General features: G+C 68.8%; 17 protein-coding genes. 8 read left to right on the top strand and 9 right to left on the bottom strand.

Annotated features, from left to right (window positions below; genetic code table 11):
• The first annotated feature begins 16 nt into the window (after positions 1-16).
• Together cofG and AUR65_RS09515 are read left to right on the top strand one after the other, a co-directional pair.
• Positions 17-1,192 (top strand): 7,8-didemethyl-8-hydroxy-5-deazariboflavin synthase subunit CofG, encoded by a 1,176-nt coding sequence (gene cofG / locus AUR65_RS09520; RefSeq protein WP_058566589.1) that lies wholly within the window; start codon positions 17-19, stop codon positions 1,190-1,192.
• Positions 1,193-1,264: 72 nt separating this feature from the next.
• The gene (locus tag AUR65_RS09515; RefSeq protein ID WP_058566588.1) at positions 1,265-1,768 is read left to right on the top strand and encodes a pyridoxamine 5'-phosphate oxidase family protein; all 504 of its coding nucleotides are present in this window, start codon (positions 1,265-1,267) and stop codon (positions 1,766-1,768) included.
• A gap of 13 nt (positions 1,769-1,781) precedes the next feature.
• Here the strand turns inward: AUR65_RS09515 and AUR65_RS09510 are convergent, their stop codons facing one another.
• From AUR65_RS09510 to cofH, 3 genes are all read right to left on the bottom strand, one after another.
• Positions 1,782-2,384 carry a hypothetical protein gene (locus AUR65_RS09510; RefSeq protein WP_084816416.1) on the bottom strand — a complete coding sequence of 201 codons (603 nt, stop codon included), beginning with the start codon at positions 2,382-2,384 and terminating at the stop codon, positions 1,782-1,784.
• 135 nt (positions 2,385-2,519) lie between these two features.
• Entirely contained in the window at positions 2,520-3,068 is a 549-nt protein-coding gene (locus AUR65_RS09505; RefSeq protein ID WP_058566587.1) for a hypothetical protein, read from the bottom strand.
• A gap of 1 nt (position 3,069) precedes the next feature.
• Positions 3,070-4,437 (bottom strand): 7,8-didemethyl-8-hydroxy-5-deazariboflavin synthase subunit CofH, encoded by a 1,368-nt coding sequence (gene cofH, locus AUR65_RS09500; RefSeq protein WP_058566586.1) that lies wholly within the window; start codon positions 4,435-4,437, stop codon positions 3,070-3,072.
• A gap of 110 nt (positions 4,438-4,547) precedes the next feature.
• Here cofH and AUR65_RS09495 point away from each other — a divergent pair, with 110 nt between their 5' ends.
• Positions 4,548-4,964 carry a DUF5518 domain-containing protein gene (locus AUR65_RS09495; RefSeq protein ID WP_058566585.1) on the top strand — a complete coding sequence of 139 codons (417 nt, stop codon included), beginning with the start codon at positions 4,548-4,550 and terminating at the stop codon, positions 4,962-4,964.
• Between the two features lie 24 nt (positions 4,965-4,988).
• Here the strand turns inward: AUR65_RS09495 and AUR65_RS09490 are convergent, their stop codons facing one another.
• Positions 4,989-7,001 carry a hybrid sensor histidine kinase/response regulator gene (locus AUR65_RS09490; protein WP_058566584.1) on the bottom strand — a complete coding sequence of 671 codons (2,013 nt, stop codon included), beginning with the start codon at positions 6,999-7,001 and terminating at the stop codon, positions 4,989-4,991.
• A gap of 108 nt (positions 7,002-7,109) precedes the next feature.
• On the opposite strand from AUR65_RS09490, the gene AUR65_RS09485 reads away from it, so the two are divergent.
• Positions 7,110-7,358 (top strand): hypothetical protein, encoded by a 249-nt coding sequence (locus tag AUR65_RS09485; RefSeq protein ID WP_058566583.1) that lies wholly within the window; start codon positions 7,110-7,112, stop codon positions 7,356-7,358.
• Positions 7,359-7,387: 29 nt separating this feature from the next.
• On the opposite strand, the gene AUR65_RS09480 is transcribed toward AUR65_RS09485, so the two are convergent.
• Complete coding sequence (locus AUR65_RS09480; RefSeq protein WP_058566582.1) at positions 7,388-8,146, bottom strand: SIR2 family NAD-dependent protein deacylase; 759 nt, start codon at positions 8,144-8,146, stop codon at positions 7,388-7,390.
• Positions 8,147-8,284: 138 nt separating this feature from the next.
• On the opposite strand from AUR65_RS09480, the gene AUR65_RS09475 reads away from it, so the two are divergent.
• A complete protein-coding gene (locus AUR65_RS09475; protein ID WP_058566581.1) occupies positions 8,285-9,304 on the top strand; it encodes a phosphoribosylaminoimidazolesuccinocarboxamide synthase in 1,020 nt (339 codons plus the stop codon).
• A gap of 212 nt (positions 9,305-9,516) precedes the next feature.
• Here AUR65_RS09475 and AUR65_RS09470 read toward each other — a convergent pair whose 3' ends face one another.
• The gene (locus AUR65_RS09470) at positions 9,517-10,500 is read right to left on the bottom strand and encodes a formyltetrahydrofolate deformylase (protein WP_058566580.1); all 984 of its coding nucleotides are present in this window, start codon (positions 10,498-10,500) and stop codon (positions 9,517-9,519) included.
• 146 nt (positions 10,501-10,646) lie between these two features.
• Positions 10,647-12,041 (bottom strand): GntP family permease, encoded by a 1,395-nt coding sequence (locus AUR65_RS09465; protein WP_058566579.1) that lies wholly within the window; start codon positions 12,039-12,041, stop codon positions 10,647-10,649.
• A gap of 282 nt (positions 12,042-12,323) precedes the next feature.
• Between AUR65_RS09465 and purS the strand changes: the two genes are divergently transcribed.
• Together purS and purQ are read left to right on the top strand one after the other, a co-directional pair.
• On the top strand, positions 12,324-12,575 hold the full coding sequence (gene purS / locus AUR65_RS09460) for a phosphoribosylformylglycinamidine synthase subunit PurS (RefSeq protein ID WP_058566578.1): 252 nt from the start codon (positions 12,324-12,326) through the stop codon (positions 12,573-12,575).
• 1 nt (position 12,576) lies between these two features.
• Positions 12,577-13,251, top strand: a complete 675-nt coding sequence (purQ, locus tag AUR65_RS09455) for a phosphoribosylformylglycinamidine synthase I (protein WP_004975659.1) — start codon at positions 12,577-12,579, stop codon at positions 13,249-13,251.
• A gap of 441 nt (positions 13,252-13,692) precedes the next feature.
• On the opposite strand, the gene AUR65_RS09450 is transcribed toward purQ, so the two are convergent.
• Both AUR65_RS09450 and AUR65_RS09445 read right to left on the bottom strand, forming a co-directional pair.
• Complete coding sequence (locus tag AUR65_RS09450; protein ID WP_058566577.1) at positions 13,693-14,775, bottom strand: archaeosine biosynthesis radical SAM protein RaSEA; 1,083 nt, start codon at positions 14,773-14,775, stop codon at positions 13,693-13,695.
• A 79-nt stretch (positions 14,776-14,854) separates the two neighbouring features.
• Complete coding sequence (locus tag AUR65_RS09445) at positions 14,855-15,712, bottom strand: DICT sensory domain-containing protein (RefSeq protein WP_058566576.1); 858 nt, start codon at positions 15,710-15,712, stop codon at positions 14,855-14,857.
• 150 nt (positions 15,713-15,862) lie between these two features.
• On the opposite strand from AUR65_RS09445, the gene AUR65_RS09440 reads away from it, so the two are divergent.
• Positions 15,863-16,942, top strand: a complete 1,080-nt coding sequence (locus AUR65_RS09440) for a hypothetical protein (protein ID WP_058566575.1) — start codon at positions 15,863-15,865, stop codon at positions 16,940-16,942.
• Positions 16,943-17,054 lie beyond the last annotated feature (112 nt).

Here is a 17,054-nt window from a genome sequence, read left to right as displayed (position 1 = left end):
TCACACACCGAGAGGTATGTTCCCGGGTGCCGACGAGTACGGAGTCGACCTGACTATCGACGACGCCGACGTGGAGCGACTGCTCGCCGTCACCCCCGACGACGCCGACGCGCCGGCGTCGCTTTCGTTCTCTCGGAACGTCTTCATCCCGCTGACGACCGCCTGCCGGTACACCTGCACCTACTGCACCTACTACGACGTGCCCGGCGAGGCGACGCTCATGTCCCTCGACGAGGTCCGCGAGACGGTCCGCACGGGCGCGGACGCGGGCTGTACGGAGGCGCTTTTCACCTTCGGCGACGCCCCCGACGAGCGCTACACGGAGATTCACCGCCAACTCGACGAGTGGGGCTACGACGACATCCTCGACTACCTCGCGGCGGCCTGCGAGGTCGCGCTCGACGAGGGCCTCCTGCCGCACTCGAACCCCGGCGACCTCACCCGCGAGGAGTTCGCCGACCTCGCGCCCCTGAACGCCAGCATGGGCGTGATGCTGGAGACGACCGCCGACGTGGCCGCCCACTCGGGCAGTCGGCGGAAGACGCCCGGCCAGCGGCTCAACACCATCCGCGCCGCGGGCGAGGTGGGCGTCCCCTTCACGACGGGCATCCTCGTCGGCATCGGCGAGACGTGGCGCGACCGGGCCGAGAGCCTGCTCGCCATCCGCGCGCTCCACGAGCGCTACGGCCACGTGCAGGAGGTCATCGTCCAGAACGTCGTCCCCAACGAGCGGTCGGACTACGAGCGCCCGTCGCTCGACGCGATGCGCCGGGTCGTTTCGATGGCGCGGGTCGCGCTTCCCGAGGAGGTGTCGGTGCAGGTGCCGCCGAACCTCTCGGCGGCGGCCGACCTCGTCCCCTGCGGCGTCGACGACCTCGGCGGCGTCTCGCCGGTCACGGACGACTACGTCAACCCCGACTACGAGTGGCCCGCGCTCCGGGAACTCGTCGATATCGCCGACGAGGCGGGCGTCCCGCTCCGCGAGCGACTGCCGGTTTACGAGCGGTTCCTGCCGGACGGCGTCCGCGACCCGGCGGGTGAAACCGGCGAGCGCGACGACGCCCGCGCGGTCGCGCCGGACCGCGAGTGGCTCCGCGACCCGATTACCGACCGGTTCGGGGCCGACGACGTCCACGGGCGGCGGCTTCGAAACGTCGCCCGCGGCGACGGCCCGCTGTCGATTCCGAACTGACGGGGGTTTCGACCGTTCTCGCGGGGCGAAAACGCGCCGTACCCCGATATACGCGCCCGAGAAACGGGACGTATGGAGGGCGGAAGCCACGACAGCAGGGACTGGGTCGACCGCGGCCGCGAACTGAGTGACGAGACCATCGCCGAGGTGTTGCGGGCGCGGGGCCACGGCGTCCTCTCGGCCGCGGTGGACGGCGACGTGGTCGCCCGCCCGATGTCGTTCGGCGTCGACGGCGACGACCTCTACTTCCAACTGGCGGCCCCGCCGGAGTCGAACGCGAGTCGCTTCGCCGAGAGCGACGGCCCGGTCGAACTCGTCGTGAGCGCCGTCGAGAGCGTCGATGACTGGCACAGCGTCGTCGTCCGCGGCCGCCTCGTTCCCGTCGGGGCCGACGAGGAGACCCGGGCGTTTCGAGCCCTCGCCGACAACGCGGTGCTCCCGCAGAACGCCCTCGGCGTCGGCGAGTGCCGGGAGTTCCGACTCGCTCGCTTGGCGGTCGAATCGGCGACCGGCCGCGAGGGGCCGGCGTCGTCGCTCGGAAGCGGCGGTTCGGCTTCGCCGACGGCCAGCGACTGAGTCGGGCGGCACCTTATCGACGGCGGAGGAAAAGCGAGTAAAGCGCGACGAGCGCGGCGGTCACCGCGGGCGTGCGCCCCGAAAGCTGTGGGACGCGCTTTCTGACGAGCGTGTATGCGACGCCGACGGCGAGGCTGGCGAGGAGAATCCCCCGCGGGCCGTCGCCGAGCGTCAGGAATCCCGGCACCGAGAGCGCCGCGGCGAGCGCGAGGTCGCCGGGCGAGCCGTCGTAGGCGGCGAAGCGTCGCGGTTCGACCCAGCCGCCGAGACTGCGGACGTAGACGCCGCGGTCGGTCCGCGCCTCCCACGGGCGAGCCTCGCTGCTGCCGCCGAGGTAGTCGGTCGCGCAGTGGAGCGCCGCCGCGACGAACCCGGTCGCCGCGGCCGCGGCCAGCGGCTCGCCCGTGACGAGCGCGACCGCGCCGAACCCGACCGAACCGACGACGAACGCCTCGACCTGATGGAGCGTCTTGCGGTGGACGCCGACGACCATGTCGAGGTCGGGGAAGACGCCGCCGACGAGCGCCGCCGTGACGACGAGGGGTGCGGCCGCGGGGGCGACGACCGCGACGGCGGCGGCGAGCGCGAGGCTCATCGCCACGTGCGTCGGGGCCATCACGGGGCGAACACCCCCCGAACCGGTCGAAGTCGTCGGGTCGTCATCGCTTCGCCTACTCGGCGACCGAGACGTATGAGTTTCGTGGTCGAACCGAACGCCCGCGGGCGCGGTCGTGCTCGCGGACGCCGCGCCTCAGATGCCGAACCACTCGGGCATCCGCTTTCTGAAGCCCGTGTAGAACAGCGCGACGGCGACGCCGACCGCGACCGCGACCCGGACGCCGCCGGTGAAGGCGAGGAAGCCCGGGACGGCGAACAGGAGCGTCAGCGCGAGGTCCTCGGGCGCGCCGTCGTAGCGGACGAGGTAGCGGGGGCGGAGCCAGCGCTTCGCGGGATGGACGTACACCGCGCGGTCGGAGGTGCGGTCCCACGGCCGGAGTTCGCCGCCCGCGCCGAGCCAGTCGGACGCGGAATGGAGCCCCGCCGAGAGGAAGAAAAAGGCGACCCCGACGCTGAGCGCCGAGGGAGAGACGACGGCGACGGCTCCGAAGACCGCGGCGGCGACGCTGTAGTAGACGGGGAAGTGCAGCGTCTTGCGGTGGACGCCGACGAAGAGGTCAACGTCGGGGAAGACGCCGCCGACGAGCGCACCGACGGCCGCGGCAGTCGCGAGTTCGGGAGCGACCAAGACCAGCGGCGCGGCGAGGGTCAGCCCCACGGCCGCGTGGGTTGTCGCCATCATCTCAGTCGTCTGCGGTCGCCGGGTCGCGGCGGCCGTCGAGCAGGGGCGTCCCGTCGGCGCGCGGGCCGAGCGTCGGGCCGTGCGGGCCGTCGTCTGGGTCGATGGGGCGGCGGGTTCGGTAGTCCGTCGAGCGCTCGACCGGCCGGCGACCGATGGCGGTTATCATGTCGACGTAGTCGTCGAACGAGCGGAACTCGCCGAAGCCGCCGCCGGCGCGCTTCGTTATCTCCTCGGAGAGAATCGTGCCCATGAGGTCGTCCGCGCCGCAGTTGAGGAGCTTCAGCGCCTTCGCGTTCCCGAACTTCACCCACGACGACTGGATGTGGTCGACGTTGTCGAGGTAGAGTCGCGCGACGGCGACCATCAGTTCGTCCTCGTCGTCGGACGCGCCGCCGGTCACGAGGCCGCGGTCGTACAGCGGCGTGTTCTGGTGGATGAACGACAGCGGGACGAACTCGGTGATTCCGCCGTAGCGGTCCTGTAGGTCCCGAACCACGTCGAGGTGGAGCACGCGGTGTTTCTCGGTCTCGACGTGGCCGTACATGATGGTCGCCGTCACGTCGAGGCCGGCTTCCATCGCGCCCTCCATCCCGGCGACCCACTCGTCGGTCCCGATTTTCCCGGGGCAGATGACCTCGCGAACCTCGGGGACGAGAATCTCCGCGGCGGTGCCGGGCGCGCTGGCGAGGCCGGCGTCGGCGAGGCGGCGATAGACCTCCTCGTAGCTCCAGTCGGTGCCGCGCTTGGCGTGGTGGGCCTCCTCGGGCGTCATCGAGTGGACGTGCGCGCCGTCGGCCGACATCGCCGAGAGCTGTTCGGCGTAGCTCGCGGGGTCGGTGTCGTACGCCTCGGGCGGCTTGTAGTTCACCTCGGCGGCGGGGTTGTCGTAGGATTCGAGAATCTCGCGGTGTTCCTCGTCGAGCACGAGCGCGGGGTGGAGGCCGGAGACCGACGTGACCTCGTAGATTCCCATCTCGACCGCGTCGGCGACGATGTCGCGGGACTCGGCGGGCGTCTTCGTGAAGCCGCCGTGGTCGGCGTCGGAGCCGGACTCGAACAGGTGGGCGGTGTTCTTGAAGTTACAGAACAGACAGCCGGTGTTGCAGGCCGTCGTCACGTTGTTGTTGAGGTTGGCGACGAACGTCACCTCGTCGCCGACCATCTCGGCGCGCCGGCGGTCGGCGGCCTCGAGCACGAGTTCCTTGCGTTCGGGGTCGATTCCCTCGCAGTCGGTGCCCGTCGTGATGAGTTCGACGCCGTCGTCGACTGTGAGGCGCTCGCCCGCTCGCGCCTTCGCCAAGGCGTTCTCGAACGACTGGTCTGTCTCGGGGACGTGTTCGAACCCGAAGTCGTGGGCGGCACCGGTCATGCTCGTTTGAAACGCGCCACGGTCCTAAAAACGGGGCGGTACCGGATACCCCGACCGCGGGACGCCGCGGCGGAGAAAGCATTAGGCCCTCCCGCCGTGTTGTGTCGGACATGGAACACACCCCGTCTTCGGAGACCGAGCCCTCCCTCGGCGACGACCGCGAGAGCCTGCTGTTTTCGGCGCTCGTCGGCGCGGTCGCCAGCGTCGTCCTCTCGCCGCTCCCGGGGTCGACCGTCCTCGGCGGGGCGGTCGCCGGCTACCTGACCGGGAGCGACCGCGAACTCGGCGTGAAGTCCGGCGCGGTCTCGGGGCTGTTCGTCAGCCTCGTCGGCGTCGTCCTCGGTATCGTCGTCCTCGGGTTCTTCAGCATCTTCGCCATCGGCGTCGGCCCGCGCGGGTTCGGTCTCGGCATCCTCGGCATCGCTATCGTCGCGCTGTTCGGCCTCGCCTTGCTCCTCGTCTACACCGTCGGTCTCGGCGCGCTCGGCGGCTACCTCGGCGCGTACCTCCACGAGGAGTTCGCCTGAGTCCAGTTCGCCCCGATTCGGCGCTCAGGACGCCGATTCCACGCCGGTGAACTCGAAGCGAGCGCCGCCCGCGTCGCTCTCCCCGACCGAGACCGTCCAGTCGTGCGCGTCGGCGACGTTCGAGACGATTGTCAGTCCGAAGCCGATACCGGCGGTGCCGGTCGAAAATCCGGTGTCGAAGATGCGCGAGCGGAGTTCGGGCGGAACGCCCGCGCCGTCGTCTTCCACGTAGAAGCCGTCGTCGAGCGCGCCGACGGTGACGGTGACGCGGTCGTCGCCGCCATCGGTCGGTTCGGATGCTTCCGGCGAGCCGCGCTCGACGGGGTCGTCGGATGGAATCCGACTGCCTGTGGAACCGTGTTCCACAGAGTTCCGCATCAGGTTCTCGAACAGTTGGTGGAGCCGCCCCGCGTCGGCGACGAGCGTCCGGTCGGACGCGACGACGAGCGTCGCGTCCCCGGTCTCGACGTTCTCCCAGCACCGCTCTGCGGTCTCCGCGAGGGACACGGGCGTCGTGGCGAGCGCGTCGGTTCCCTGGCGCGCGAGGACGAGCAGTTCCTCCGTCAGCGCGTTCATCCGGTCGTGCGCCCGCGCCACCGCCGCGAGGTGGTCGTTATCGACTTCCTCGCGGGCGAGGTCGAGGTGGCCCGTGGCGACCGAAAGGGGGTTGCGGAGGTCGTGAGAGACGACGCTCGTGAACTCGTCGAGCCGGCGGTTCTGGGCTTCGACCTCGCGTTCGACGTCCCGACGCGCCGTGATGTCCGTGTAGACCGCGTACATCGTGTTCTCGCCGACCGGGACCGACCGGAGGAGGAAATCTTTCTCGCCGTCAGCGGTCTGTCTGCGAACCTCGGTCTGGACGAAGTCGCCGGCGCGGACCATGTCGGTGAGCTTCGCGGCCTCGTCGAGGCGGTCGTCCGGCGCGACCACGTCGTCGATGGCGCGGCCGACGACCTCGGATTCGTCGTAGCCGAACGTGGCCTCGAACGCCGGGTTGACCGCGCGGATGACGGACTCGCCGTCGACGAACTCCGAGTCGATGATGCAGTCGGCGCTGTTCTCGAACAGGGCGGCGTACTGGTCGCGTTCGACCCGAAGCCGGCGCTCGAAACTGAGGCGCTGGAGCGCCGCGTTCGTGTGAGCGACGAGCAGTTCCGCGAGTTCGAGGTCGATTTCGTCGAACGCGCCGGTCTGCTCGGAGACCGCCTGAAACACGCCGAACGAGCCGATAGCGACGCTGAGGCCGGAGCGGTAGTCGCCGAACTCGGGGCGGCCGAACGCGTGGAGTTCCATGTCGACCGCGCGGTGGGACTCGCCGGTGCGGAACGTCTCGCCCATCGCGCCCGCGTCCTTCGGGACCGGTCGGAGTTCGCGGTCGGTCGGCGTCGAGGACTGCGCCCGCGGGACGAACCGGTCCGCCTCGGCCTCGAAGGCGAAACAGATGTCGAGGTTCAGGATGCGCTCCGCCGCCTCGACGGTCTCCTCGTAGATGTCGTCGGTGTCGGAGGCCGACGCGAGTCGCATGGCGACGCCGTGGAGCGACGTTATCTTCCGCTCGGTGCGCTGAATCCGGTGTTCGAGCCGAGAGACGATGTCGCGTTCGGTGCGCTGGGCCTGCGAGCTACGGTAGCGGGCGACCGCCGCCCGGACGCGGTCGGCGAGGCGGTCGTAGGAGATAGATTCGACGTCGTCAGAAACGCGGTGGACCGTCGGGTCGGCGGCGAACGGGTCGGTGTCGCCGTCGTCGGTCCCGCCGGGGCCGAGGAGGACGACCGGGACGTCGGGATGGCGCTCGCGGACGAGCGCGACGACGTCGGCGGCGGTGTGCTCGCCGAACTGCCGGGGGACCAAGAGGCAATCGACCGTCCGGTCGGCGACGCGCCCGAGGGCGGTTCCGAGGTCGAATTCGACGGTGACGGACACGTCGTGGCGGTCGAGCGCGGCCGCGACGGCGTCCGCCCGTGTGCGGTCGGGAGCGACGAAGAGAACGGACGGTGCCGTCCCCGCCGACGCCCCCGGCGAGGGAGACCGAGTCATGCACCGACATGACGGGGAAACAGTATCAATTGATTGGTGGGTGTAATCGGGGGTTCGAAGCGCTTGGCCACCACCTATTTGCCGCGGGCGACGTGAGCTAGCGGCCCGATGTCCGACGACACCGAAGCGGACGTGACTGACCGCGAACCGAGCGTCGAAGACGACGACGGACACGGCGTCACGGTCGATGGCGACGGCGACGCCGGCGCGTCGTCGCCCGAGGAGTCAGCGGAGGTCGACGCCGAGCGCCCGGACGACGGTGCGGAACCGGACGCCGAAGACGAGATGCGAGAACAGGAGGCGGCCGAGACGGAGAACGTCGACAACCACCGCGACGGCGAGCCGTTCGACTCCTAACGGTCGGGCGGGCGGTCGCGCGGTCGCGCTCAGACTCGTTTTTCGACTTCCGGGAGGAACGCCGCGAGGTCGCCGCGGACGACGCGGTCGGCGCGGTCGTCGTACTGCGTCGCGTCGAAGTTGACGACGACCAGCGAGCCGCCCTCGGCGGCCCGACCGGCGAGACCCGCCGCGGGGTGGACCGTCAGCGACGACCCGAGCGACAGGAACACGTCGGCCTCGCCGGCGAGACGGTTCGCCTCGCTGTAGGCGACGCGGGGAAGGCGCTCGCCGAACAGGACGACGCCGGGCTTGAGCAGGCCGCCGCAGTCGTCGCACGTCGGCGGCGCGTCGCCGGCGCGGACCGTCTCGAACGCGGGGTCGGCGCCGGTTCGCGCGCCGCAGTCCTCGCAGACGACCTCGGCGGCGTTGCCGTGGAGTTCGACGACGCGGTCGGAGCCGGCCTCGCGGTGGAGACCGTCGGTGTTCTGCGTCACGACCGCGTCGAGGACGCCGCGCGATTCGAGGGTCGAAAGCGCGTCGTGGCCGAGGTTCGGCTCGACGCCGTCGGGGAACATGCGCTCGTGGAGACGGACGCGGTCGCGCCAGAAGCCGGCGGGGTCGTTGACGAAGCGGTCGCGGTGGAACGACGCCGGGTCGAACTCGGTCTCCCAGATGCCGTCGTCGCCGCGGAAGTCGGGGATGCCCGAAGCCGTGCTCATCCCCGCGCCGGTGAAGGCGACGGCGGTGTCGGCCTCGCGGAGTCGTCGGGCGACCCACGCGGCGTCTGATTCGAGGGCAGCGTCCATAGCCGAACGGACGGGACAACCGCGAAAAAGCGATACGATTCGCCCGGTACGCGAGTTCGTGCATAAATTCGACTAATCGCCGACCGAGATGCGCACGGAAGTGGAAGCTTCTTAGTGGGATGAGTCCAGAGGACGACCATGACCAGCGTGAAGGACTTCCGCGTCGAGGAGGAGCCGACGGCGACCGACCTCGGGCGGGGCCGCTTCGTCTTCTCGGACCGCTACTCCGTGTTCGACTGGGGCGAGATGCCCGACCACGTCCCGAACAAGGGCGCGAGCCTCTGTCTCATGGGCGCGTACAACTTCGAACTGCTCGACGTGAACCACGTCCCGACCCACTACCTCGGGGTCGTCGAAGACGGCGAGGTCAAGGAACTCGGTGAGTGCGAGTCGCCGCCGACGGAGATGGCCATCGAACTCACGCAGGTGCCCGACCTCCCCCACGAGGACGGCGCGTACGACTACGACGCCTACCACGAGGCCGCCGGCGACAACTACCTCATCCCGCTGGAAATCGTCTTCCGCAACACCGTCCCGGTGGGGTCGAGCCTCCGGCGGCGCGGCGAGCCCGCAGACTACGGCCTCGAAATGGACGAGTGGCCCGACGAGGCCGTCTCCCTCCCCGAGCCGGTGGTGGAGTTCTCCACGAAGTACGAAGAACAGGACCGCTATCTCTCCCGCGAGGAGGCCGACGACATCGCCGGGAAAGTCGACCTCGACCGCCTCGAAGAGCTGGCGCTCGCCGTGAACCACGTGCTGACGGAGCGCGCCGAGAAAGCCGGCTTCGACCACGAGGACGGCAAAATCGAGTGCCTGTACCACGACGGCACCGTCAAGGTCGGCGACGTGGTCGGCACCTTCGACGAGAACCGGTTTTCCTACGGCGGCCAGCAGGTCTCGAAAGAGGTCGTCCGCCAGTACTACAAGCGCGTCCAGCCCGAGTGGGTCGAGGCCGTGAAAGACGCGAAGGCCGAGGCCATCGAGACGGGCGAGCCGAACTGGCGCGAGAACTGCGCGGTCGAACCCGACCACCTGCCCGCCGACATCGTCGAGGCGCTGGCGGACCTCTACTGCGCCGGCACCAACGCCTACGTCGACCACGACTGGTTCGACGCGCCGGCCATCGAGGACGCCGTGGCTCGCGTTCGGGACCTGTAGTCGGACACGAGCGAACGCTGTTTTTCGGCTGTTGTGCCGTTCTGTTCTCACGGTCCGCCGTCGTCACCGACGAGGAGTCGCCACCCTCTGTGGCGTCGTCTGCCGAGGCCGAGGGAACGCGATAGCGGAGGGAGACGGGCACGGCTCCGAGTCGCGGCGGCGGCAAAATAGGTCTGGGCGTGGGTCGCCCCGCTCAGCCGCTCAGCGTCGCCTCAGTCCTCGGACGGCTCTGGCGCGAGCGCCTCGCGCTCGCCGAGGGCGTCGATGATGCCGTCGACCGGGCGGTCGGGGTTCGACGCCTGCGCCTCGCGGGTGAGGCCGAGTTGGTAGCGCTCGGGGTCGGCGCTCTCGCGGAGGCTGGTGCGCCCGCGGTGGACCGACACGTCGTTGTTGAGGTGGAGCTTCACGGCCTCGAGGAGCGCGTCGGCCTCCAGCGGCTGACCGCGCTCTTTTATCTCGTCGATGGAGGCGTCGTCCGGCACGTCGAAGGCGCGCTGGGTGATGATGGGGCCTTGGTCGAGGTCGGTCGTCACGTAGTGGGCGGTGACGCCCGCGATGCGGACGCCCTCCTCTTTCGCCTGTCGGTAGGCGGCCGCGCCGGGGAACGACGGGAGCAGCGACGGGTGGATGTTGATGATGCGGTCCTCGTAGCGGAAGACGACGTTCGGGCCGAGGATGCGCATGTAGCGCGCGAGGACGATGAGGTCCACGTCGTACTGTTCGAGGAGGTCGAGCAGGCGGTCTTCGTTGGCGGTGCCCTTCTGGTCGCCGATGTCGTGGAAGGGCACGTCGTAGTGGCTCGCCAGCGGTTCGAGCGTGTCGTGATTGCCGATGACGACCGAAATCTCCGCGCCGAGGTCGTCGTTGGCCCACGCCTCGAACAGCGCTTCGAGACAGTGGGACTCCTTCGTGACGAGGACGGCGATTTCGCGGGTCTCGCGGTCCGAGGGGAACCGGACCTGCACGTCGACGCCGAGGTCGTCGCCGAGGTCGGACAGCGCCGCCCGAAGCTCGTCGCGGGAACAGGTCATCTCCGAGGTGTCGGCGTGGAGGGTCATCCGGAAGATTCCCTCGCGGACCGCCTGGTCTAAGTCCTCGACGTTGATTCCGCGCTCGAACAGCAGGGTGGTCACGTTCGCGATGAGTCCGGTCTTGTCTCCTCCGATGACCGTGATTTCGGTGAGTTCGCGAGTCATACCGTCACCTCCAGCTGTTCGAAGCTGAACATATACCGTCCTGCGTCGGCGAACGGTAAACCGCTGTCGTTCTCCGCAAGCGAATCCCTCGGGAACGACCGTGAATCACCCGGAAAAAGGAAAAGCCGACGCGAGCGCGAGGCCGCCTACGCCAGCGGGAGCACCGACGAGACGACGAGGACGACGACGAGACCGGTCACGGAGATAATCGTCGTCAGCGCGGTCCACGTCTTCAGCGTCTCCATCTGCGTGAGGCCGCCGATTTCCTTGACGAGCCAGAAGCCGGAGTCGTTGTACCACGAGCAGATGTTGCCGCCCGCGCCGATGACCATCACCAGATACGCGGTGTGGACCGGAAGTTGACCGGTGAGCGGGGCCATGATGCCGGCGGCCGTGAGCATCGCCGCGGTCGCGGAGCCCTGCGCGATGCGGACGATGGCGGCGATGAGCCACGCCGTCACGAGAAGCGGGATGCCGAAGCCTTCGAGGCCGTTGGCGAGGTACGAGCCGATTCCGGAGGCCGCGAGGAGCGCGCCGAACGCGCCGCCCATCGAGGTGATGGCGGCGATGTTGCCGCCGCTTTTGAGCGCCTCGGTGAGTTCGTCCTCCCAGTCGGACCGCGAGAGGTCGGACCAGCGGTAGTACGTGTAGGCCGCGGCGAGCGCGGCGACGGTCAGCGCGACGTTCTTGTCGCCGATGAACGCGACGAACGGTCTGACCTGCTCGACCACCGGCGTCACGCCTTGGAGGGCGTTGACGACGGTGAGCGAGCCGACGAGCGCGACGGCGATGATGATGGGCGCGGTGGATTCGAGGAAACTCGGCAGGGACGACACGTCGCGCTGGGCGCGCTCCTGCAGTTCGTCCGTGGTCGTCCCCATCGCGTCGCGGAGGGGGATGTCGATGCGGCGGTTAATCCAGCGGCCGTAGACGAGGCCGCCCATGGTGGCCGACGGGACGGCGACGGTGACGCCGATGAGCATCGTCGTGCCGATGTCGGCCCCGATTTCGCTGGCGACTGCGAGCGGGCCGGGAGTCGGCGGGATGAACACGTGAGCCGTCGCCGCGCCGGCCCCGACGACGACGAGGTAGAGCGCGTAGTTGTCGCCCATCCGGGCCCGCATCGACCGCGCGAGCGGGGCCATGAGGTAGAACACGCTGTCGAAGAACACGGGGATGGCGAGCACCGTACTGCTTCCCCACAGCGCGATGTCGCTGTTACCCTTCCCGACGAGCGACTGGAAGGTGCGAACAATTCGCTGGGCGGAGCCGCTTTCGAGCATCGACTTCCCGATGATGGCGGCCATCAGGATGGGAATCCCGATACCGGCCATCCCGTTGCCGAAGGCACTCGCCGTCCGCGTCGCCGCGTCGGCGAGCGCGAAGTCGGGGACGAACGCCGCGTTGACGAGGCCGACCGCGAACGCGGCTATCGCCAAGCCGACGAACGCAGGGAGGTCTAACACGACCAGTAGCAACACGACCAACGCGAGTCCGATGACGAACGTCAAGAGCGGACTCTGTGCGAATTCGATTACCATGCGTGAGACGCTGTCTCACTCGCGATATAAAAATGATTATCATATATCATGTGTGTAATTATTATTTTTACTATTGTAAAAATAATAATGTATTTATAGGTGCAAGCAACTTCGCACGCGGCGGCGCGTCCGGGGTGTGTCGATAGCCGGAGAGCGGTTCGTCGTCCGCGGCGGAGCGCGGTCGCCGGCGGCGTAGTCGCCGGTTCGACCCCGATACACACATTCGTGTATATCAAACTCGACCCAAAACCGTTTTTGCACATCACCACGCATCGCCACCTGATGACCACCTACACCGCGACGGTGACGGTGCGCCTCAAGCGTGGCGTGCTCGACCCGGAGGCGGAGACCACGAAGCGCGCGCTGGAACGACTCGGGTTCGAACTCGACGCGTTGCGCTTTACCGAACGGTACGAAGTCGACCTCGACGCGGCCGACGCCGACGAGGCCGAGACCCGCGCCGACGAGATGGCCGAACGCTTGCTGGCGAACCCGACCATCCACGACTACGAGGTCGCGGTCGCCGAGGCCTGAGATGATCGCAGTCGTGCAGTTCGGCGGCTCGAACTGCGACCGCGACGCCGTGCGCGCGCTCTCCGACCTCGGGTTCGAGGCCGAGCGCGTCTGGCACGAAGACCCGCTCCCCGAGGAGACGACGGGCATCGTGCTCCCCGGCGGCTTCTCGTACGGCGACTACCTCCGCGGCGGCGCGATGGCCGCCCGCTCGCCCATCATGAAGTCGGTCCGCGAGGCGGCCGCAGAGGGCGTCCCCGTCCTCGGCGTCTGCAACGGCGCGCAGATCGGCTGCGAGTCCGGGCTCACCCCCGGCGCGTTCACGACGAACGCGAGCGCCCGCTTCCAGTGCGAACACGTCTATCTCCGCGTCGAGAACGCCGACACGCGCTGGACCGCGGCGTACGAGGAAGGCGAGGTCATCGAACTCCCCATCGCCCACGGCGAGGGTCGCTTCGAACTCGACGCCGAGCGCTACGAGGAGCTCGAAGCCGATGACCGGATTCTGTTCCGCTACTGCGACGAGGACGGCAACGTCACCGACGAGGCGAACCCCAACGGCTCGCTCGGGAACGTCGCGGGCGTCCTCGGCGACAGCGAGTCCGTCGCGGTGCTGATGCCGCACCCCGAGCGGGCGTCGCTGCCGCAACTCGGTAACACCGACGGTCGGGGCGTGCTGGCGGGCTTCGAGGGATAGGGGTATAAAAAAGACCGTCCGCCGCGGTGGCGGGCGGCACGGGGCCGGTTGGCGAACGTAGCGGCGTACACGATGAGCGATGTTGGAGTGTCGAGGTTTCCGGCCCGCATGCCGCGTGCTATGGGGCGAGAGCGCAGGGAGCGTCCGTGGCGATCCACGCCTCGGCGTTCTCCTCTTCGCGAATCTCGAACCACCCATCCGCGTAGTAGACGGTCTTGTACGTGTGTTTCGTCATGATGGCGGGCGGCTCGGATGGACACGTCCGAACCACCGAATATGACAACGACTCACACCCTCTTTGATACGAATATCCTATCCAACGGTTAGGAGCCTGTTACTTTCGGATAGCACCCCCTAACGCGACCGAATCGGAGAAAACGAAGCGAGATAGTGGACGAACGGTCGGAGAGTCGCGGACGAACGGTCGGCGAGTGCGCGGGCTTACTTGACCAGCGGCATGTTGTAGCTCGTCTCGTTGTCGAGGACGAACTCCCACGTCGCCTCGCAGTCGCAGGACACCTGGTCGAAGACGCTCGGGTCCTGTCGGAGGTTGAAGTCCTTGACCGCCTTGAACACGAGTTCGTCGCAGTCGCCGCAGTTGTGCGCGCCGCGCTCTTGGCCGCCGCCGACGGGGTCGGAGACGACGATAGCGTCCACGTCGGCCGTCTCGCGGAGCGCGTCGGCGACCGACCAGAGCCACGGCGGGCGGTAGCCGCCGTTGAAGAACAGTTCGTCGACCATCGTGTAGCGCTGGACGTTCGTCGGGTTCATCGAGACGGTGTGGCAGTTGTCGACCGCCGCACACCGGCGGATAGAGGACTTCATGTCGTCGAGCGCCTCGGGTTCCGAGAGGAACGGCGGCTTCATCAGGAGGTACGCCTTGACGCCGCCGCCGGCCGCGGCGGCCTCCTCGCAGGCGTCCTCGAAGTCGGCGAAGTCGAAGTACTTGTTCACGCAGTCGTGGCGGACGCGGTCGGTGGCGGTTTCGAGGCCGATTGCCACGTCGGTTTCGAGGCCGCGGTCGGTGAAGTCGGCGAGTTTCTCGCGCGTGACGAAGTCCGGGAGCGACTCGACGACCATGCGGTCGCGGTCGGCGAACGTCTCGGCGATGGCGTCGCGGGTCTCCGCGGGCACCTCGCGCTCGTCGAGGAACGAGCCGGAGGTGTAAATCTTGATGAGACCGGCCTGCTCGCCGTCGTCCATCTCCTCGGCCTCGTGGTCGAGACAGACCCGAATCTGGTCCATCAGCGCCTCGTGGGCGACGGTGCCGCCTTCGACGGACTCCGCGACGTAGCCGCACATGGTACAGCCGCCGGCGCGCGCCCACCGACACCCGCCGGTGTTGAGAATAATCGTCAGCGAGTCGTAGACGCCGTCGGGCGTGTTGTCCTCGTCTATCCACACCCGGGTGGGCTCGTGGGGGTCGTAGGTCTTCTGCTTCCGCGAACGGATGTCGCGCATCACCTTGTTGTGCGCGTCCATCCCGCGTCCCCGCTCGTAGACCTCGGGGCTCGGCTTACTCATTGGATACCCGTATCGGACGGGCGCGTAAAGCGGCTTCGTCTGGGTTCGGTCGGCGACCGGTCGGTGCCTGTCCCGCCGCTCACATGTTCTGCGAGATGTAGCGGTCGATGTCGGCGACGAGCGACGGGCGGAACGTCCAGTAGCCCTCCCAGCGCTTCGGCTCGGTCTCCAGCGCGAGCAGGGCGACGGGCTGTCCCGGTTCCACGCTGTCGATGCTCCCGTCGCGGCCCCCGTCGGCCGCACCGACGCTCCCGGCCGACCCAGTCGAGTCGGTCGTGTCGGTCGAGTCGTCCCCCGGCGGCGTGTAGACGACGAACCACGAGTCGTAGAAGTCGTTCGTGTAGCCGCCGTGGGTCAGGAGGTCGGAGTTCGACGGCGGGGTCCAGTCCGGAATCCCGTAGACGTGGGTCTGCACGTCGGTCGCCGCGACCTTCTGGTAGACCGCTCGCGTCCCGCGCTCGTCTTCGATTCGGGAGAGCCGCTGGAACGACGACCGGAGTCGCCCGTCGCCGGCGCGCCACGCGTGGCGCTCGATGTACCGCGAAATCGCCACGAGAAGCAGTTTCTCCTTGTCCGATTCGGGATAGCCGCGGAGGGAAAACGGCACGTCGTCGAGTCGCGTGAGCACCGACGGGAGTTCGAACTCGGCGAGGTTCGCCTGCCCCGTCTTGTAGAGGTCCGAGTTCACGAGGAGGACGGTGTTCATCACCTCCTCCAGCGACGAGGTCGCGACGACCTCGCGCCCCTCGGGCGTCTGCTCGGAGAGCACGACCACGTCGTCGCCGCGCGCGTCGTCCGACAGTTCGTCGACATCGACCGGCTGGTCGGCGAACGTGGTTTCGAGCATCCGCAGGACGGGGTCGGGAGCCGAGCGATTGACCACCGAGAGCGACTGACTCGCGGTGTCAATCGCGCCGAGGAAACTGTCGAGTCCCATCTATTCGTGAAGACGACTGACCGCCGACGAAATAGCTGTTTTGGAGGCCGGAGCCGCGACGGCGGCGACGGTGGCGGTGACGACAGTCGAGGGCAGTCGACGGCGGCGACCGCGACAGACGTTCATATGCGTCGAGGCCGTAGGTGAGGTATGGAGCGCCGCACGCTCCTCTCGCTTCTCGCGGGCGGTGTGGCCGGACTCGCCGGGTGCGGAACGCCCGAGGGCGAGACGGAGACGCCGACCCCCGAGGAGGGGACCGCCGCGCCGACCGAGACGCCGACGCCCGAAGAGCGTGTAGAGCGGTCGCTGACGCTCTGGAACCCGACGCCGACTCCGGTGTTCACGACCGTCGTCGGCGTCCGCGGCGACCGCGACGTGTTCTTCGAGAACCGCGACCTGCTCCCCGGCGAGCGGACCGCGCTGTCGGTCGCGGTCCCGACCGGGGAGACGGCGGTGCTCGTGGAGACGGACACCGGCGTGCGGGCCCGGTCGGGGTGGGTCGTCGACGCGGCGTTTGAGGGGCTGGAGGTCGTCCTCGGTCGGGACGGCGCGGAGTTCTGGCGGACGGTCTCGTGCGACGCCCGAGGCGAATGTTCGCTCGCGGCGGCAGTCCCCGACGACGGGCCGAGAATCGACCTCCCGCTCGTCGGCGACGGCTCCGCGCGATGGTACGCACCGGCGGGCGTCGTCGTGGAGAATCCCGGGCCCGAGACGACCGCGCGACTCCGCATCGACCTCGGCGACACGGCGCTCGTGGACCGGACCTACCGCGTCCCGTCGGGGGCGCGGCTGTCGGTGCCGGTGACGTACCGAAGCGGCAGCTACCGCGTCGAAGTCGAGACCGACGAGCGACGCGTCGAGGCGGCGTGGCCGGTGCCCGACCAGCCGACGAAGTACGTCGACGTGTCGAGCGGAGCGACCGGCTGCGGACCGGCGAACACGACGCTCACGGTCGCCAACCGCGACGACGAACCCCATCGGCTCTCGCTCCGGGTCGACCCCGCGGGCGGCGGCGAGCCGTTCGACCGCACGCTCGCTCTGGACCCCGGCGAGGTCCGCGAACTCGTCCCCGTGACGACCTCCGGGGGGCACGCCGTGTCGGCGACCCTCGACACCGGGGCGGCCGTCTCGGGAACGTGGTGGTCGTGCCCGCCGCGCGGGCCCGCGAGCGTCGTCGTCGACGCGACTGGAACCGTCTCGTTGCGGGTCGCCGGCCCGCAACCGGGATAAGTCGCACAGATTGCCGCAATCCCGTGACGGTCCGGCGTCGGCTCGCGGCGGGGTAACCTCGAACGGTTACGTCGAGGTGGGAATCACTAACCCGACAGCGGCCGTATATAAT

Source organism: Haloferax marisrubri, from assembly GCF_001469875.2.
GTDB classification, from domain to species: domain Archaea; phylum Halobacteriota; class Halobacteria; order Halobacteriales; family Haloferacaceae; genus Haloferax; species Haloferax marisrubri.
Note: the sequence above shows the minus strand (reverse complement) of the source record. Positions and strands in the feature narration are given on the sequence as shown.

Excerpts from the sequence above, each read along its gene's own strand:
- cofG (WP_058566589.1), top strand. The coding sequence starts at position 17 with ATGTTCCCGGGTGCCGACGAGTACGGAGTCGACCTGACTATCGACGAC.
- AUR65_RS09515 (WP_058566588.1), top strand. The coding sequence starts at position 1,265 with ATGGAGGGCGGAAGCCACGACAGCAGGGACTGGGTCGACCGCGGCCGC.
- AUR65_RS09510 (WP_084816416.1), bottom strand. The coding sequence starts at position 2,384 with ATGGCCCCGACGCACGTGGCGATGAGCCTCGCGCTCGCCGCCGCCGTC.
- AUR65_RS09505 (WP_058566587.1), bottom strand. The coding sequence starts at position 3,068 with ATGATGGCGACAACCCACGCGGCCGTGGGGCTGACCCTCGCCGCGCCG.
- cofH (WP_058566586.1), bottom strand. The coding sequence starts at position 4,437 with ATGACCGGTGCCGCCCACGACTTCGGGTTCGAACACGTCCCCGAGACA.
- AUR65_RS09495 (WP_058566585.1), top strand. The coding sequence starts at position 4,548 with ATGGAACACACCCCGTCTTCGGAGACCGAGCCCTCCCTCGGCGACGAC.
- AUR65_RS09490 (WP_058566584.1), bottom strand. The coding sequence starts at position 7,001 with ATGACTCGGTCTCCCTCGCCGGGGGCGTCGGCGGGGACGGCACCGTCC.
- AUR65_RS09485 (WP_058566583.1), top strand. The coding sequence starts at position 7,110 with ATGTCCGACGACACCGAAGCGGACGTGACTGACCGCGAACCGAGCGTC.
- AUR65_RS09480 (WP_058566582.1), bottom strand. The coding sequence starts at position 8,146 with ATGGACGCTGCCCTCGAATCAGACGCCGCGTGGGTCGCCCGACGACTC.
- AUR65_RS09475 (WP_058566581.1), top strand. The coding sequence starts at position 8,285 with ATGACCAGCGTGAAGGACTTCCGCGTCGAGGAGGAGCCGACGGCGACC.
- AUR65_RS09470 (WP_058566580.1), bottom strand. The coding sequence starts at position 10,500 with ATGACTCGCGAACTCACCGAAATCACGGTCATCGGAGGAGACAAGACC.
- AUR65_RS09465 (WP_058566579.1), bottom strand. The coding sequence starts at position 12,041 with ATGGTAATCGAATTCGCACAGAGTCCGCTCTTGACGTTCGTCATCGGA.
- purS (WP_058566578.1), top strand. The coding sequence starts at position 12,324 with ATGACCACCTACACCGCGACGGTGACGGTGCGCCTCAAGCGTGGCGTG.
- purQ (WP_004975659.1), top strand. The coding sequence starts at position 12,577 with ATGATCGCAGTCGTGCAGTTCGGCGGCTCGAACTGCGACCGCGACGCC.
- AUR65_RS09450 (WP_058566577.1), bottom strand. The coding sequence starts at position 14,775 with ATGAGTAAGCCGAGCCCCGAGGTCTACGAGCGGGGACGCGGGATGGAC.
- AUR65_RS09445 (WP_058566576.1), bottom strand. The coding sequence starts at position 15,712 with ATGGGACTCGACAGTTTCCTCGGCGCGATTGACACCGCGAGTCAGTCG.
- AUR65_RS09440 (WP_058566575.1), top strand. The coding sequence starts at position 15,863 with ATGGAGCGCCGCACGCTCCTCTCGCTTCTCGCGGGCGGTGTGGCCGGA.